Genomic DNA, 16876 nt, shown 5'->3' with positions numbered 1-16876 from the left:
TCCAGCCGGTGATTCAGCCGGTGTGGACGCGTGGGCGGCGGGCGCGGTCCGGTTCCGCCTCGCGCAGGACCTCTCGGGTGACCGGGGCGACCTCGCCCTGGCCGAAGAGGAAGAACCGCAGGAAGTTGGCGAAAGGGCTGCCCTCGGTCCACTCGAAGTACATGTGCGGGGTGCAGTTCGTCGAATCACGGACGTGGAGGAGCAGCGCGGCGAGGGCGTTGGGGACGGAGGAGGACTCCAGAGTGAGCACGCGGTAGCGGTTGTGGAGGACCTCGCCGCGTACGGTCAGGCTCGCCTCGAACTCGGAGGGGTCCGTCACCGTCACCTCGACGAAGACGAAGTCCTCCTGCTCCGGCATGTCGTTGTCGGCCCGTATCTGCTCGATCTTGTCGCGGTACTCGGCCTTGTCGCGCTGGTCCGGCTCGTTGGCGATGAAGCGCATCTTGCGACTGGCCATGTCTCGGACGAATCGTTCCGCCATGTCGTCCAGCGTGACACTGGTGACGCGGAGCTCGAAGGCACGGGCCAGGCGGGAGAGCAGGGAGATGAGGATGATGCCGGCGATGAAGCAGGCGCCGATCTTGACGCCGTCGGGGCGTTCGACGACGTTCGCGACGGTGACGTAGAGCAGGACCGCCGAGACGACGGCGAAGCCGATGGTCCAGCCCCGCTGCTGGGCGCGGCGGGCGGCGATGGTCACGGCGATCGCGGCGGAGGACATCAGGACGAGCACGCCAGTGGCGTACGCGCCACCCTGCGCGTCCACGTCCGCGTCGAAGATCCACGTGACGAGGAAGCCGACGAGCGTGAACACGATGACCATCGGGCGGACGGCCCGTGCCCAGTGCGGGGCCATGCCGTAGCGGGGCAGATAGCGCGGCATCAGGTTCAGCAGGCCGGCCATCGCCGAGGCGCCCGCGAACCACAGGATCGCGATCGTCGAGACGTCGTAGACCGTGCCGAAGGCGCCGCCCAGGTATTCATGGGCCAGGTAGGCGAGGGCGCGTCCGTTGGCCTGGCCGCCGGACTCGAACTCCTTCTCCGGGATCAGCAGTGTCGTGATGAAGCTGGTGGTGATCAGGAAGACGCTCATGATGAGAGCGGCGGCCGTCAGCAGCTTCTTCGTGTCGCGGATACGGCCCCGGGGGTCCTCCTCCGTGTCGCCCTCATCTCCCTGCACGTGCGGCATGACGGCGACGCCGGTCTCGAAGCCGGACAGGCCGAGCGCGAGCTTGGGGAAGACCAGGAGCGCCACGCCGACCATGGCGAAGACGTTGCCGTGCTCGGCGGTCAGCGCGCTGGACCAGTCGGTGATCACGTGGCCGGCGGTGGCGACGTGCCACACGCCGACGATGACCACCACGATGTTCAACGTGAGGTAGACGGCCACCAGGGCGACCGCGACGCCGATGGCCTCCAGGAAGCCCTTGAGGAACACCGCGCCGAGCAGAGCCACGAGGATCAGGGTGATCAGCATCTGCTTGTCGTGCAGAGTGCTGGTCAGATGCGGGTTCTCGACCAGGTGGGTCGAGGCGTCCGCCGCCGAGAGCGTGATGGTGATCAGGAAGTCGGTGGCGGCGAAGCCCAGCAGGGTCAGGACGAACAGCTTGCCCTTCCAGAAGGTCAACAGCCGCTCCAGCATCGCGATCGAGCCCTCGCCGTGCGGGCTCTCCTCGGCGACGCGTCGGTAGACCGGCAGGACGCCGGCCAGGGTGACTATCACGAGCACGATGGTCGCGACCGGCGACAGCAGACCGGCCGCCAGGGCCGCGATGCCCGGCTGGTAGCCGAGGGTGGAGAAATAGTCCACACCGGTCAGACACATCACGCGCCACCAGCGCTGGCCCTTGTGCGGGGGCTCCGGCTGGGCGTGCGGTCCCGTGTGGCCGCCCTGCTTGCCCATGTCGGACAGGCCCTGAAGCATCCATGTCCGCAGACGGCTCGACGGCGGGTGCTCGGTGGTGGCCATCGGCTTGCTCTCCTGATGTGCGGCTCGGCGTCGGGTTCCGGCCATCACGCGGACGGCGGCACCAGCGTATGCAGAGCGTGACGCAGGGGCCCACGGATGGGGCATGCGACGGCGTCAAGCTTGCGTTAAGACCGACCACGGAAGCGTCCGCGGGCACATCAAGTAGGGACGTTTCGGGCGCATGGGAACGGGTTGGGCCGTACGGGGGATGGTTCCGGGATCAGGGGCGTGCACCCAGCGTCATCTCGTACGCCGACCCTCGTGGTCGCGCAGCCCCCGCCCATGACGGATCCGGGCCGATGGGGTGGCCGCCGCTGCGGGGCCTGGCTCCTCGTGGATCGGTCCGAGGTCCGCGCCCGCCCGGGATACTGCGACTCCTCCGCTACTCGGTGATACCGTGTAGCGGTACTCGGTAGCACGCAGTACCGAGGGCTGAGGAGGAATCGCGATGGACGACCTGACGGAGATGCTGAAGGGCACGCTCGAAGGATGCGTGCTCGAAATCATCGGCAGCGAGGAAACCTACGGGTACGCCATCACCCGTCAGCTGAACGAGCTCGGCTTCGCCGACGTCATCGAGGGGACGGTGTACACGATCTTGCTACGACTGGAGAGGAACGGACTCGTCCAGGTGACGAAACGACCATCCGGGGTCGGTCCGCCGCGCAAGTTCTACGCGCTCAACGAAGCCGGACACGAAGAACTCGCGAAGTTCTGGGCGAAATGGCAGTACGTCTCATCACGCATTAACAGGCTCAAGGAGAGCGGGAGATGACCTTCTGGGAGACCATCACAGGCAGCGATCTCACCAGGGAATGGAAGGCGTTCGAAGCCCGAGCCGAGGCCCTGCCGGACGACTACCGGGCGGCGTGGGGGCAGGTCGTCGCCCACCTCTTCCCCTACGGGGACTTCACCGGCCGCAACCTGATGCCGATCCTCGACGCCGGCCTGGGGCTGCTCGAAATGGCGGCGGTGGACGGACAGAGTGTCCAGGAGGTGCTCGGCGACGACATCGGAGGTTTTTGCACCGCGCTGGCGGGGGGCGAAGGGGCTCGAACCTATCGCGACCGGTGGCGCGAGCAGCTGAACAGGAACGTCGCAAAGAAATTGAGCCGGCTGGGAGGCTGACGTGGGCATCCAAGACATCATCGAGGGCAAGAAGCAGTGGCGGACACACATGGCCCGGGTCAAGGCGCTCCCGCCGGACTACCGGATCGTCTACAAGGAGATGCAGAGGTACCTGTTCAAGGTCGGACCGATCGACCTGTCTGACGGACCCCTGCTCCCCGGGATCGTCGACTTCTTCGAGGAGGGCGTCGCCGCGGGCAAGGGGGTCTTGGAACTCGTCGGCAACGACGTCGCCGTGTTCTGCGACGACCTGGTCAAGGACTCTCCCACCTATGCGGAGGTCTACCAGGAATCCCTCAGCGGGGGATCAGGCATGGCCGAGAAGTGACGCCCGCCGCCCCATGCCGGCGGCGTAGCCGGCACGCGCGGTTCGTGCACCTCGGCGCAGCGCGAACAGGCGTCGGCCGATGGCGCAGTTACAGGGGTCGACCTCGCCGGCATGGCTCTTCGACCCGGGTCTCGTAACGATCCTGATCCGACGCTGTCGTCACGTGCCGGTGCGCCCTGTTCCCGCCCCGCGGATCTACGGCTGAGGTCAGCCCGTGGTGGCTCTCGCGCTGTGTTGGCGCCAGGTGGAGCACCGATCGTGGTCGACGTCGTAACTGACCGGTCCGGCAAGGAATGTGCGGCACTCGCACGGCTCTCGCCTGCGTGCCGTCAACGTCCCGTCAAACAACCCTGAGGAACCGTCAGGGAGGCATCAAGGCCAGCCGCCGGTGGCCGGATACGGTCGCAGACTGATCGGCGACGGGGGACGGGTAACCGTCCGCGGCGGGACCTGGGAGGGACCGTGACGATCACGGCCGGCACAGCGCGGACACCTCAGGAGGGTGGCGCACGGCCACCGCGAAAGGTGGTCGTGCCGCCGAGCGGCCCCGGACCACGGCCAGGAGGTAGAGCGTGGACGGGCGATCCCGGTCCGGGGCCGCGGCCGAGCCTGAGACAGCAGGCCGCGGCCGCGCGGGCCGTGCTGCGCCGTCGCTTCTGGGCCACGGTGCCCGCGCGGCTGCGTCTCCTGCGAGCGGCCACGGCTGTGCTCACCGCCGCCCTGGCCGTCCTGCTTCTCGTCGCCGGGCTTGCCGCGAACGGCACCTGGGACAGCGTGGCCGACCGTGACGCACCCCGCACCACCAGCGCAGCCGATCTCAACCTCGCCCTCAACGACATGGACGCGCAGGCCGCCAACATCCTGCTGTCCCATGGGGATGCGGGGAAAGGGCGCTTGAAGACGCCGTACGAGAAGGCGGTCGGCTTGTACGGCGACGCGCGGCGCGGGATCGGTCATGACCTGCGAACGCTGGCCGTCGCGGCGCAGGGGGACCGGGCCGACGAGACGACGGTCGAGTCCCTCACCGACGACTTCGCCGAGTACCAGGAACTCGTAGGGCGCGCGCTGGAGAGCGACGACCGTAGCAGCGGCAAGGCGTCCGCGGTCGATGAATACCGCCGGGCTACGGACCTCCTGCAGAGCAGGCTCCTGCCCGCTTCACGCGTGCTGGTGTCGTCCAACGACGGCTCCTTCGAGACGCGGTACACCGCCGCCCGCTCGACGCTCTCCGGCCGGCTCATCGCAGTCGTCGCACTCGGGGTCCTGCTGCTCACCACGCTCGGCATTGTGCAGTGGTACCTGGTCCGCCGCTTCCGGCGGATCCTCAACCCCGGCGTCCTGGCCGCCACCGTCTGCGCCTTGCTCGCGGTGATCCTCGGCGCGCAGATGCTGATCTCCACCTCCGGCCAGCTGCGGGGCGCCCGCCGCGACGCCTTCGACTCCGTCGTCGCGCTCTCCCGTGCCCGGGCCGTCGCCTACGACGCCAACGCCGACGAGAGCCGCTACCTTCTCGACCCCCAGCGCCGCGACCAGTACTCGGGCGCATTCCTAGCCAAGTCGCAGAAGCTGTACGGCATCCAGGGCGCGACCCTAGCCACGTACGACGCCGGGCTCGCCACCACCTGGAAGGCGTACGAGTCCGACCACCACGACCTGCGCTTCACCGGCGAGTTCCGGCGCGAGCTGGACAACATCACCTTCCCCGGGGAGCGAACGGCAGCCGAGAAGACGGTGGAGACGTACGCCGTCTATCAGCGCGACGACCGGAAGATCCGGGCGCTGGTGGCGGCGGGGAAGGAACGGCAGGCCACCGAGTTCTGCATGGGCTGGGAGCCCGGCACGTCCAACGCGCACTTCGGGGCCTGGATGACCGCACTGGACAAGGTGACGGACATCAATCAGGCCCACTTCGCGGCGTCCGTGCGGGCGGGCCGGTCGGCGGTGAGTGGTCTGCTGCCGTGGGCGGCCGGTCTGCTGCTCGCAGCGATGCTGCTGACCGCGCTCGGGCTGCGGCCACGGCTGGCCGAGTTCCGCTGAGTTCCTGTGCTGCTCAGGGAAGGAGATTGATGATGTCGCCGCAGAGTGATCTGCCCTCCGTGCCCCAGTTCTCGTCCCAGGAGCCAGTGCAAGAGGTCCTCGTCCGCTTTGACGCCTACGCTCGGATCCGCGGAGGTCGCGACAGCATCTTGTCGGCTTCCCGTACTACCGGGCAGCAGGAGAACAAGGCTTTCAACGATCTGGCGGAAGCCGTTGACCGGCTCCGAAACGCCATCGGTTGAGATGTCAGACGGCGGTCGTCAGGGCGAGGTGCCCCAAGTCCCTGCATCGTCGGGGTTCGCGGAGCCTCGCCGAGCGCCGCTCAGGCGTCCGCCAGCCGGGCTTCCTCCAGGTCGAGGGAGCGTTGGAGCCTTCTGCGCGTCGTGTCGCTGATGGCGTGGTCGTCGTAGAGGCGTTGCAGTTCCATGGCTTCCACGGCGATCAGGTCGCGGCGCAGCCGGCGGTAGACGAGGTCGGCGGACCCGGCCGGAGCCGCGGTCGTGCTGTCGTCGGCGAGGCGGTCGCGGGCGTCGTCGAGGCGGGCGGTGAGCCCCCGCCGGAGGCGTTCGACGACGACGTCCGGTACGGCTTCGAGGCCGGAGAGCTCGTCGAGGCGGCGGATGCCGGCGTCGGCCAGGTGACAGCGGGCGGAGGCCTCCTCGCGCTCGGTGTGGTCGGGCTCCAGGGCGATGCCGGAGCGGCGCACGGCCGGGGCGAGGGTGAAGCCCTGCACGACGAGGGTGACGACCACGACCGAGGTGGTCAGGACGAGGACCAGGGGGCGGTCCGCCAGTGCCGCACCCGCTTTCGTGGTCTCGGGGATGGAGAGGGCTGCGGCCAGGGGGACGACTCCCCGGGTGCCCGCCCAGGTCAGGACGAGCGGCACCCGCCAGTTCATCCGCTGGATGCCGCCCTTGCGCTGCACCACGGCCGACAGGGGCGCCAGCCACAACAGCCGTACCGCGATCAGCGTGCCCGCCACCGCGAGGGCGTACAGCGGCCAGGCCCGGTCACCGTCGTCCAGTGCCTGCACCTGTGCGGGCAGGGCCAGGCCGATGAGCGAGAACACCACGCTCTCCAAGAGGAACACCACCGTGCCGTAGACGGCATGCAGCTGGAGCCGGATGCGGGCGTTGGTCAGCCGGTCGCCGCGGCCGCCGAGGACCACGCCCGCGACCACCACGGAGGTGACCCCGGAGGTGTGTGCCGCCTCCGCGAGGACATAGGCGGCGTACGGCGTGACCAGGGCGATCACCGTCTCCAGCACCGGGTCCTCGGTGCGCCGTCGGATCAGCGCGACCACCCCGGCGACCGCGGCGCCGATGAGCGTGCCGCCGCCCGCGAGCACCACGAACTCACTGCCTGCCGAGCCCCAGCCGACCGCCGCGGTGGCCACGGCGACACTCACCGCGACGCGGTACAGGACGAGCGAGGTCGCGTCGTTGAACAGGCTCTCAGCCTGCACCAGCATCTGAACCTTCGGCGGCAGCGCGAGCCGTCGGCCCAGGGCCGTGACCGCGACCGGGTCGGTGCTGGCCAGGATCGCGCCGAGCACGAACGCCATCTGCCATGACAGGGGAGTTACCAGCGAGGCCACCCAGCCGACGGCCGCCGCCGAGGCCAGCACCAGTCCGATCGCGAGAATCCCGACCGGCTTCCACACCGCGCGCAGCTCACGCCAGGACAGTTCCTCCGCACTGGCGTACAGCAGTGGTGGCAGTACGACGAGGCCGATGATCTCCGGGCTGATCTCTATCTGCGGAGTGCCCGGCAGCAGCGCGACAGTCAGGCCCGCGACGACGAGCAGGGAGGGCGCGGGTATGCGCCACCGGCGGGCGAAGGTCGCCACGACGGTGGCCAGGATGACCAGTGCCAGAACCGTGCCGACGCCGCGCATGCCGTCCCCCTGGGACTACGAAGGAGCCGCTCTGACTCCCCGCCGACCAGACTTCCCGGCACACCGCCTTCACCTTATCCGGCCAAGGGATGTCAAGGCAGTGTCAAGGTCCCCGTGATCGGCGCCAAGAACGCGCTAACACCCGCACCGGCCGAGCCTCGAAAGCGCTTCGGTAGGGATCGGTAGGGGGAAGCAACCCGTCTCCCGTGGGAGTTGAGCCAGTGAGCGGAGCGCGTCGGCGGCGATGAGTGACGTACGGCCTGGACGGCTGAAGGTCTACCTCGGGGCGGCCCCGGGGGTGGGCAAGACCTACCGGATGCTGGACGAGGGGCGGCGCCGTGCCGCCCGTGGTGCGGATGTGGTGGTCGGCTTCGCCGAGTGCCACGGCCGACCCCGCACGGAAGAGATGCTCGACGGCCTGGAGGTCGTCCCGCGAGCCCGCTGTTCGTACCGTGGCGGGCGGTTCGAGGAGATGGACCTCGCCGCGGTCCTCGCGCGTCGCCCGCAGGTGGCGATCGTCGACGAGTTCGCGCACAGCAACGTCCCCGGTGACGGCCGCAACCCCAAGCGCTGGCAGGACATCGAGGCGCTGCTCGCCGCCGGCGTCGACGTCGTCACGGCGCTGAACATCCAGCACCTTGAGTCCCTCAACGACGTGGTCGAGAAGATCACGCACGTGCCGCAGCACGAGACGGTGCCCGACGACGTCGTCCGGCGCGCGCACCAGGTGGAGCTGGTGGACATGCCGCCCGAGGGGCTGCGCCGCCGCATGGCGCACGGCAACATCTACGCCCCCGACAAGGTCGACGCTGCGCTCGCCAACTACTTCCGGCCCGGCAACCTCACCGCACTGCGCCAGCTCGCGCTGCTGTGGGTGGCCGACCGGGTCGACGAGGCCCTCCAGGACTATCGCTCCCAGCACGGCATCGGCGGTGTGTGGGAGACGCGGGAACGGGTCGTCGTCGCGCTGACCGGCGGGCCGGAGGGCGACACGCTGGTCCGGCGGGCCGCCCGGATCGCCGCCCGGTCGGCCGGCGGCGATCTGCTCGCCGTGCACGTGGCACGCAGCGACGGACTCGCCGCCGGGGTCTCCCACGCCTCGCTGGCCCGCCAGCGCAGGCTGGTGGAGGACCTCGGCGGCAGCTACCACTCCGTCGTCGGCGACGACATCGCCACCGCCCTGGTGGAGTTCGCCCGCGCCGAGAACGCCACTCAGCTGGTCCTCGGCACGAGCCGCCGGGGCCGACTGGAACGCTTCCTGACCGGCCCGGGCACGGGAGAGACCGTGACCGCGCTGTCGGGCGACATCGACGTCCACCGGGTCACCCACGAGCGCGCCGGCCGCGGCACCCTGCTGCCGTCCCGGCGCCGCACCCTGTCCACGGCCCGGCAGATCGCGGGGCCGGTTGCCGGGCTGGTGCTGCCGGTGCTGCTCACGGTCGTCCTCGCCCAGGTACGCGGGACGGTCAACCTGACCAGCGAGGCGCTGCTGTTCTTGCTCACGGTGGTCGGCGTGGCCTGCATAGGAGGGGTCCTGTCGGCGCTGATCGCGTCGGTGACGGCGTCCCTGCTGCTGAACTACTGGTTCATCCCGCCCATCGGCTCGTTCACGCTCGAGGACCCCAACGCGCTGCTCGCGCTCGGGGTGTTCGCGACGGTGGCCGCCACCGTGGCCGCCGTCGTCGACCGCTCCCTGCGTCTGTCCCGCCGCTCGGCCCGAGCCACCGCCGAGGCGGAGACCATGTCGTCGCTGGCCGGCAGCATCGTGCGGGGCGGAGCGACGATCCCGGCACTGCTGGAACGCACGCGGGAGACCTTCGGCATGGAGACCGCGGAACTCGTCGACGAGCCGCCCGACGCCGAGGACACCACGGTCGTGCCCGCAGGGCCGGAGGCGTGGCTGGCGCTGCGTGGACGCACACTGTCCTCCTCCGAGCGGCGGGTGCTGGCCGCGTTCGCCGCGCACGTGGGGTCGGCCGTGGAGCGGGCTCGGCTGGCCGAGGCGGCGGCCGAGGCCGAGCCGGTGAAGGCCGCCGACCGGATGCGTACGGCACTGTTGCGGGCCGTCGGACACGACCTGCGCACCCCGCTCGCCGCCGGATGGGCGGCCGTGACCTCGCTGCGCAGTCGCGATGTGGAGTTCTCGCCCCAGGACCGCGACGAACTCCTGGCCACCGCCGACGAGTCCATGGCCAAGCTGAACGGCCTCGTGGAGAACCTCCTCGACCTCAGCCGCCTGGAAGCCGGTGTCCTCACGCTGAACCTGCGGGCCACGACCCTGGAGGAGGTACTCCCGATGGCGCTGGCCGATGTGCCAGGGGCCGAGGTGCGGGACATGGAGGAGGTCCCGGCCGTGCTGGCTGACCCGCCGCTGCTGGAGCGCGTCGTCGCCAACCTGGTCGGTAACGCCGCCCGCCACACTTCTCCGGGGCAGAAGGTGCTGGTCACCGCCAGCGCCCTCGCGGGCCGGGTCGAACTGCGTGTCGTGGACCGCGGTCCCGGCCTCCCGCCGACCGGCCGCGATCGCCTCTTCGAGCCCTTCCAACGGTTCGGCGACACCGACAACACCACCGGACTCGGCCTCGGGCTGGCCCTCGCCCGGGGCCTGACCGAGGCGATGGACGGGACCCTCACCCCCGAGGACACCCCAGGCGGCGGCCTGACCATGGTCGTGTCACTGCCCTTCGCCGAGCAGACGGACCCGGTGCCCTCCCCGACCGGCCCGCACCACCCGCGAGGTGCGCGCAACGTAGGCGGTGCCTGAAGGGACGGCTCCAGAGGAGGCGCCCCGAGGGCGTCACTCCAGCCCGGAAACCTTGAAGACGGCCTGGGCGGCCTCGCGGTCGACGCGCAAGGAGAGGCGGCGCAAGGCGGTCGCTCCGCACAGCAGCGTGCCACCGGCCGCCGCCTTCCGGGCGCCCGCCTCCAGACGAAACCACAACGGCGAGTTCCTCACCAGGACTTCGGGGTCGATCTCCACCCGCCCGCCGAACGCGTCCCGCAGCACGAGCCGTTGGGAGACGCCGTCAAGGCAGCGGATGGACACCAGCAGATCCGTACGGACCCGCCGCTCGCGCAGCAGCCGGCGCACGGACAACCAGTCCTCACCGGCCCGGACGTGGGCGGGACACAGCACGAGGAAGAGGAGCAGCGCCGAGGCGACCCACAGGGCGCCGCGCCAGAGCGACAGCCGGTCCGTGCCCCAGTCGAGGAGGAGGGCCAGGGCGAGCAACACGCCGGCGCAGCGCACCGAGTCCCGCACGTCGCGCGCCCAGCGGAGGTCGTGCGCCGCGTCCGCGGGGCCGCGCGCGTCGTTGCGGGGTGCCATGCGCCGACCGTAGGTATCCGCATGGCCGGATCGCCTCCCTTTTGACGCCACTCTGACGGCCTTGTCCTCACGGCTCTGTCACCTGGGTCACATCGCCGTCAAGGACCCGTCAAAGTCGGCCCGTTCGGCGCGAAGAAACCGCAAGGAGCGGTCGGTCCCGGCTGGAAACGCACACACCCTGAGTGCACCGCGCACACCACAGCCCTCGTGCGCGGCCGAGGGAAGAAGGAGCACGCACTCATGTCCGTCGTGACCATCGAGCCGGGCGCGACCCCCGCCGACGAGGAGCCGCCCGATACCGGCGAGCGCCACCGGCTGACCGCCGTCACAGGTCTTGCCGCACTCTCCCTCGACGCGATGGCGTCCGTGGCCTACGGCCCCGAGGCGATCGTCCTCGTGCTGGCCGCAGCCGGCGCCCACGGCCTCGGGTTCACCCTCCCGGTGACCCTGGCGATCGCGGGTCTGCTGGCGGTGCTGGTCGCCTCGTACCGGCAGGTGATCGCCGCCTTCCCGGACGGCGGCGGGTCGTACGCCGTCGCCAAGACCCATCTTGGCGCGCGGACGAGCCTGGTCGCGGCCGCTTCGCTGGTCCTGGACTACGTCCTGAACGTCGCCGTCGCCGTCACGGCCGGAGTGGCCGCGCTGACCTCGGCCTTCCCGGCCCTCTACGACGACCGGCTATGGCTGTGTCTGGCCGTGCTGGCGCTGATCACGGCGGTCAACCTGCGGGGCATCGTCGAGTCGGCGAAGGTGTTCATCGTGCCGACCGTGGTGTTCGTGGGCTCGATCTTCGTGCTGATCGGCGTCGGGCTGTTCCGGTCCGCCCCCGTCAGTACGGCCACGGCGGACGGGCACGCCTCGGTGCTGGCCGACAACGCCACCACCGTGGGCGCCCTGCTCCTGCTGAAAGCTTTCGCCTCCGGGTGCAGCGCCCTGACCGGCGTCGAGGCCATCGCCAATGCCGTCCCCTCCTTCCGCGTCCCGCGCGCCAAGCGCGCCCAGCACGCGGAGGTCGCCCTCGGCGCCGTCCTCGGCCTGATGCTCATCGGACTGTCGGTACTGATCTCCCGCTTCCACCTCCAGCCGGTCGAGGGCGTCACCGTCCTCGCCCAGCTCGCCGACGCCTCCCTCGGCCACAACTGGGCTTTCTACATCATCCAGTTCGCCACGGTGATCCTGCTGGCCCTGTCCGCGAACACGTCGTTCGGCGGGCTGCCGGTCCTGCTGAAGCTCCTGGCGCGTGACAATTACCTGCCCCACGTGTTCGCGCTCAAGGCCGACCGCCAGGTGCACCGGCACGGTGTGCTCGCCCTGGCCGTGGTCTCGGCGGCACTGCTGGTGTTCTCCGGCGGCGACACCAACACCCTCGTGCCGCTGTTCGCGATCGGGGTCTTCGTCGGCTTCACCATCGCCCAGGTCGGCATGGTGCGGCACTGGCGTCAGGAGCGAGGTCGGGGCTGGCGGGGCAAGGCCCTGCTGAACGGCTTCGGCGCGCTACTGACCGGGATTTCCTCGATCGTCGTCACGGCGAGCAAGTTCGAGGAGGGGGCCTGGCTGGTGGTGGTGACCCTGCCGCTGTTGGTGGCGGCCTTCGTCGCCGTGCACCGCGCCTACGCCCGCATCGGGGAGCGCCTGGGCCTGGGCAGTATCCCCGAGACTCCTCATCGCGAGCGGTCGCTGGTGATCGTCCCCGTGTCCTCCCTCTCCCGCCTGACGTCCGAGGCGCTGACCGCGGCGGCCTCCCTGGGCGACGAGGTACGCGCGGTCACCGTCTGCTACCCCGACCCCGAGGACAGGGCCCAGCTGCACGCTCTGGAGCGCTCCTGGGCGGAGTGGGGCCCTGGGGTTCCGCTGGTCCGGCTGACCTGCGAGAGCCGCAGCCTGGGCCGTCCCATCGCCGCGTACGTGCGCGAGGTCGCCACGTCGGAACCGGCCACCCAGGTCACCGTGCTGATCCCGGAGACCGAGCCGGAGCGGCTGTGGCAGCGGCTGCTGCAGAACCAGCGCGGCGCCGTCGTCGCCCACGCCGTGCGCAGGGAGACCGACGCGGTCATCTGCCGACTGCGCTTCCGGTTGCTGTGACCCTCGCCTCCGGCGGCGTCAGAGTCCCGTCAAAGGTGCCGGGGCCGCCGTAAGAGAGGCGTCAACGGCGGCCGAATCCGGCCACAGAAGCGGTTACCTCTAATCGTCCGTTCCACCCGAACCTCACTCCAGGAGTTCGCGATGGCCGATCTGGCCTTCGTCGTCACCACAGTCGCGGTCTTCGCGCTGGTGGCCCTCGTCGCCAAGGGGGTGACGAAGCTGTGACCGTCGAAAACGTCGTCGGCCTGATCGTGGCCGTCGCCCTGCTGGGCTATCTCGTCCTCGCCCTGATCTTCCCGGAGAGGTTCTGAGATCGTCATGGGTCCCGTACTCGCCGGCGTGCTCCAGCTGCTCGCGCTCATAGCGGCGCTGGCTCTCGCCTACGTCCCCCTCGGCACCTACATGGCCAAGGTCTACTCCTCCGACAAGCACTGGCGCGTCGAGAAGTGGATCTACAAGGGCATCGGTGCCAACCCGAACACCGAGATGCGCTGGCCGGCCTACCTGCGCGGCGTCCTCGCCTTCTCGGCCGTGAGCGTCGTCTTCCTCTACCTGCTCCAGCGGCTCCAGGGCCACCTGCCCGGTTCGCTCGGCTTCAAGGCGATCGACCCGGACCAGGCGTTCAACACGGCCGCGTCCTTCGTCACGAACACCAACTGGCAGTCGTACTACGGCGAGCAGGCCATGGGCCACGTCGTGCAGACGGCGGGACTGGCGGTGCAGAACTTCGTCTCGGCGGCCGTCGGTATCGCGGTCGCGGTGGCGCTGGTGCGCGGGTTCGCCCGCTCCCGCACCGGTGAACTCGGCAACTTCTGGGCGGACCTGGTGCGCGGTGTGACCCGCATCCTGCTGCCGCTCTCCATCGTCGCCGCGATCGTGCTGGTCGCCTGCGGTGCCATCCAGAACTTTTCCGGCATCCATGAGGTCGGCCAGTTCATGGGCGGCCACCAGCAGTGGAACGGCGGTGCGGTCGCCTCGCAGGAGGCCATCAAGGAGGTAGGCACCAATGGCGGCGGTTACTTCAACGCCAACTCCTCCCACCCCTTCGAGAACCCGACGCCGTTCACGAATCTCTTCGAGATCTTCCTGCTGCTGGTCATCCCGTTTGCGCTGACCCGCACCTTCGGCATCATGGTCGGCTCCATCAAGCAGGGCTACGCGATCCTCGCCACCATGGCCACCATCTGGGTCGGATTCATCGCGCTGATGATGTGGACCGAGTTCGCGCACCACGGTCCGGCGCTCCAGATCGCCGGGGGAGCGATGGAGGGCAAGGAGACCCGCATTGGCGTCGGTGCCTCGTCGATCTTCGCCGTCTCGACCACGCTCACCTCGACCGGAGCGGTGGACTCGTTCCACTCCTCGTTCACCGGTCTCGGCGGCGGGATCACCATGCTGGGCATGCAGCTGGGGGAGATCGCGCCCGGCGGTACGGGCTCCGGTCTCTACGGCATGCTGGTCATGGCCATCATCGCGGTGTTCATCGCCGGTCTGATGGTCGGCCGTACGCCCGAGTACCTGGGCAAGAAGATCGGCACCCGTGAGATCAAGTTCGCGGCCTGCTACATCCTCATCACCCCGGCGCTGGTGCTCGTCTTCACCGCCGCGGCGATGGCCCTGCCCACTCCGGGCCACTCGATGACCAACAGCGGTGCGCACGGATTCTCCGAGATCCTTTACGCCTATACCTCCGCCGGGAACAACAACGGTTCGGCCTTCGCCGGTCTGAACGCGGACACGCAGTGGTTCAACAGCACGCTGGGGCTGGCCATGGTGCTGGGCCGGTTCCTGCCGATGGTGTTCGTGCTGGCGCTGGCCGGTTCGCTCGCCGAGCAGAAGCCGGTGCCGGCGACCGCGGGCACACTCCGCACTGAGAAGCCGCTGTTCACCGGCCTGCTGGTGGGCGCGATCCTGATCATCACCGGTCTGACCTACTTCCCGGCGCTCGCGCTGGGTCCGCTCGCCGAGGGGCTGGCGTCATGACGACCGACACGCAGAAGCAAGAGGACTCGATGTCCACAGCCACCCCGACCCGGGCACCCCACCAGGACGTCCCGACCGGTCACAAGGAGAGCCGTGTCGGCGCGGGCCTCTTCGACCCCAAGCAGCTGCTGAAGTCGCTGCCGGACGCCTGTCGCAAACTCGACCCGCGGGTGATGGTCAAGTCGCCCGTGATGTTCGTGGTGTGGATCGGCTCGGTGCTGACCACCCTGTTCTCCTTCAAGGACCCGGGCGACTGGTTCGGCTGGACCATCAGCGCCTGGCTGTGGCTGACCGTCGTTTTCGCCAACCTGGCGGAGGCGGTCGCCGAGGGGCGTGGCAAGGCGCAGGCGGACACCCTGCGCAAGGCCAAGACTGACACGGTCGCCCGACGCCTCGTGGGGGAGTCCGAGGAGCAGGTGCCCGGCACCGACCTGAAGATCGGTGACCTGGTCGTCTGCGAGGCCGGCGACATCATCCCCGGCGACGGTGACGTCGTCGAGGGTGTGGCCTCCGTGGACGAGTCGGCGATCACAGGAGAGTCAGCGCCGGTCATCCGGGAGTCCGGCGGCGACCGGTCCGCGGTGACCGGCGGCACGAAGGTCCTGTCCGACCGGATCGTCATCAAGATCACGACGAAGCCGGGCGAGACCTTCATCGACCGGATGATCAACCTCGTGGAGGGCGCGGCCCGGCAGAAGACGCCGAACGAGATCGCGCTGAACATCCTGCTGGCCTCGTTGACGATCGTCTTCCTGCTGGCGGTGGCGACCCTGCCGCCGTTCGCGGACTACGCGGGTACGCATCTGACGATGGTCGTGCTGGTGGCGCTGCTGGTCTGCCTCATCCCCACCACCATCGGGGCGCTGTTGTCCGCGATCGGCATCGCGGGCATGGACCGGCTGGTGCAGCGCAATGTGCTGGCCATGTCCGGCCGGGCCGTCGAGGCGGCCGGTGACGTGTCGACCCTGCTGCTCGACAAGACCGGCACCATCACGCTCGGCAACCGTCAGGCGTCCGAGTTCGTGCCGGTGAGCGGGACCACGGAGGCCGAACTCGCCGACGCGGCCCAGCTGTCGTCGCTGGCCGACGAGACGCCTGAGGGCCGCTCCATCGTTGTACTGGCGAAGGAGAAGTACGGCCTGCGCGAGCGCCACCAGGGGGAGTTGACCGGCGCCGAGTGGATCGCCTTCACCGCACAGACCCGGATGTCCGGCGTGGACGTCGAGGGGCGCAGGATCCGCAAGGGTGCGGCCGGTTCGGTCGTCGCCTGGGTCCGGGAGCAGGGCGGTGAGGTGTCCGAGGACGCCGGCGCGCTCACCGACCGGATCTCCGAGGCGGGCGGCACTCCCCTGCTTGTCGCGGTCGAGGACACCGACGGAGCACGCGTCCTGGGCGTCATCCATCTCAAGGACGTCGTCAAGGACGGCATGCGCGAGCGCTTCGACGAGCTGCGCCGGATGGGCATCAAGACCGTCATGATCACGGGCGACAACCCGCTGACCGCGAAGGCGATCGCCGAGGAGGCCGGGGTCGACGACTTCCTCGCGGAGGCCACTCCCGAGGACAAGATGGCGCTCATCAAGCGGGAGCAGGCGGGCGGCAAGCTCGTCGCGATGACCGGCGACGGCACCAACGACGCACCGGCCCTCGCACAGGCGGACGTCGGTGTCGCGATGAACACCGGTACGTCGGCCGCTAAGGAGGCCGGCAACATGGTCGACCTCGACTCCAACCCGACCAAGCTGATCGAGATCGTCGAGATCGGCAAGCAACTCCTCATCACCCGGGGCGCGTTGACGACGTTCTCCATCGCCAACGACGTCGCGAAGTACTTCGCGATCATCCCGGCGCTCTTCGCGGCCGTCTACCCGGGCCTGGACAAGCTCAACATCATGAACCTGTCCTCGCCGGACTCCGCGATCCTGTCCGCGGTCATCTTCAACGCGCTGATCATCATCGCGCTGGTCCCGCTCTCCCTGAAGGGCGTGCAGTACCGGCCCGTCAGCGCCGACAAGATGCTCCGCCGCAACCTCACGATCTACGGCATCGGCGGCCTGGTCGCCCCCTTCGTCGGCATCAAGCTCATCGACCTGCTCATCTCCCTCATCCCCGGAATCGGCTGAT

General features: G+C 69.6%; 12 protein-coding genes. 9 read left to right on the top strand and 3 right to left on the bottom strand.

Features of this window, described 5'->3' with window-relative positions; all coding sequences use genetic code 11:
- Positions 1-13 precede the first annotated feature (13 nt).
- Positions 14-1969: an amino acid transporter gene (locus OG841_RS20235; protein ID WP_371566380.1), complete on the bottom strand. Its 1956-nt coding sequence runs from the start codon at positions 1967-1969 to the stop codon at positions 14-16.
- A 448-nt stretch (positions 1970-2417) separates the two neighbouring features.
- On the opposite strand from OG841_RS20235, the gene OG841_RS20230 reads away from it, so the two are divergent.
- From OG841_RS20230 to OG841_RS20215, 4 genes are all read left to right on the top strand, one after another.
- A complete protein-coding gene (locus OG841_RS20230) occupies positions 2418-2744 on the top strand; it encodes a PadR family transcriptional regulator (RefSeq protein ID WP_328640232.1) in 327 nt (108 codons plus the stop codon).
- A complete protein-coding gene (locus tag OG841_RS20225) occupies positions 2741-3097 on the top strand; it encodes a DUF1048 domain-containing protein (RefSeq protein WP_328640233.1) in 357 nt (118 codons plus the stop codon). The genes OG841_RS20230 and OG841_RS20225 overlap by 4 nt, the downstream gene beginning before the upstream one ends.
- Before the next feature lies 1 nt (position 3098).
- A complete protein-coding gene (locus OG841_RS20220; protein ID WP_328640234.1) occupies positions 3099-3425 on the top strand; it encodes a DUF1048 domain-containing protein in 327 nt (108 codons plus the stop codon).
- A 639-nt stretch (positions 3426-4064) separates the two neighbouring features.
- A complete protein-coding gene (locus OG841_RS20215; RefSeq protein ID WP_371566378.1) occupies positions 4065-5462 on the top strand; it encodes a hypothetical protein in 1398 nt (465 codons plus the stop codon).
- 322 nt (positions 5463-5784) lie between these two features.
- Here OG841_RS20215 and OG841_RS20210 read toward each other — a convergent pair whose 3' ends face one another.
- Complete coding sequence (locus OG841_RS20210) at positions 5785-7359, bottom strand: Na+/H+ antiporter (protein ID WP_328640236.1); 1575 nt, start codon at positions 7357-7359, stop codon at positions 5785-5787.
- A gap of 244 nt (positions 7360-7603) precedes the next feature.
- On the opposite strand from OG841_RS20210, the gene OG841_RS20205 reads away from it, so the two are divergent.
- Positions 7604-10123, top strand: a complete 2520-nt coding sequence (locus tag OG841_RS20205) for a sensor histidine kinase (protein ID WP_328640237.1) — start codon at positions 7604-7606, stop codon at positions 10121-10123.
- A gap of 33 nt (positions 10124-10156) precedes the next feature.
- Here OG841_RS20205 and OG841_RS20200 read toward each other — a convergent pair whose 3' ends face one another.
- Complete coding sequence (locus OG841_RS20200) at positions 10157-10687, bottom strand: hypothetical protein (RefSeq protein WP_365118128.1); 531 nt, start codon at positions 10685-10687, stop codon at positions 10157-10159.
- 240 nt (positions 10688-10927) lie between these two features.
- On the opposite strand from OG841_RS20200, the gene OG841_RS20195 reads away from it, so the two are divergent.
- The 4 genes from OG841_RS20195 to kdpB all read left to right on the top strand — a co-directional run bounded on the left by OG841_RS20195 (position 10928) and on the right by kdpB (position 16875).
- Complete coding sequence (locus OG841_RS20195; RefSeq protein WP_328640239.1) at positions 10928-12769, top strand: APC family permease; 1842 nt, start codon at positions 10928-10930, stop codon at positions 12767-12769.
- Positions 12770-12990: 221 nt separating this feature from the next.
- Complete coding sequence (gene kdpF, locus OG841_RS20190; RefSeq protein ID WP_010351568.1) at positions 12991-13080, top strand: K(+)-transporting ATPase subunit F; 90 nt, start codon at positions 12991-12993, stop codon at positions 13078-13080.
- A gap of 7 nt (positions 13081-13087) precedes the next feature.
- Entirely contained in the window at positions 13088-14752 is a 1665-nt protein-coding gene (kdpA, locus tag OG841_RS20185; protein WP_365118125.1) for a potassium-transporting ATPase subunit KdpA, read from the top strand.
- Positions 14749-16875 carry a potassium-transporting ATPase subunit KdpB gene (gene kdpB, locus OG841_RS20180; protein WP_365118122.1) on the top strand — a complete coding sequence of 709 codons (2127 nt, stop codon included), beginning with the start codon at positions 14749-14751 and terminating at the stop codon, positions 16873-16875. The genes kdpA and kdpB overlap by 4 nt, the downstream gene beginning before the upstream one ends.
- The last annotated feature ends 1 nt before the right edge of the window (position 16876 follow it).

The sequence above is a fragment of the Streptomyces canus genome (assembly GCF_041435015.1).
GTDB lineage: Bacteria > Actinomycetota > Actinomycetes > Streptomycetales > Streptomycetaceae > Streptomyces > Streptomyces canus_G.
This window is presented reverse-complemented; position numbering and strand designations above follow the sequence as displayed.

Bases quoted from the DNA above. Each gene is read 5' to 3' on its own strand.
- OG841_RS20235 (WP_371566380.1), bottom strand. From the start codon at position 1,969: ATGGCCACCACCGAGCACCCGCCGTCGAGCCGTCTGCGGACATGGATG.
- OG841_RS20230 (WP_328640232.1), top strand. From the start codon at position 2,418: ATGGACGACCTGACGGAGATGCTGAAGGGCACGCTCGAAGGATGCGTG.
- OG841_RS20225 (WP_328640233.1), top strand. From the start codon at position 2,741: ATGACCTTCTGGGAGACCATCACAGGCAGCGATCTCACCAGGGAATGG.
- OG841_RS20210 (WP_328640236.1), bottom strand. From the start codon at position 7,359: ATGCGCGGCGTCGGCACGGTTCTGGCACTGGTCATCCTGGCCACCGTC.
- OG841_RS20205 (WP_328640237.1), top strand. From the start codon at position 7,604: ATGAGTGACGTACGGCCTGGACGGCTGAAGGTCTACCTCGGGGCGGCC.
- OG841_RS20200 (WP_365118128.1), bottom strand. From the start codon at position 10,687: ATGGCACCCCGCAACGACGCGCGCGGCCCCGCGGACGCGGCGCACGAC.
- OG841_RS20195 (WP_328640239.1), top strand. From the start codon at position 10,928: ATGTCCGTCGTGACCATCGAGCCGGGCGCGACCCCCGCCGACGAGGAG.
- kdpA (WP_365118125.1), top strand. From the start codon at position 13,088: ATGGGTCCCGTACTCGCCGGCGTGCTCCAGCTGCTCGCGCTCATAGCG.
- kdpB (WP_365118122.1), top strand. From the start codon at position 14,749: ATGACGACCGACACGCAGAAGCAAGAGGACTCGATGTCCACAGCCACC.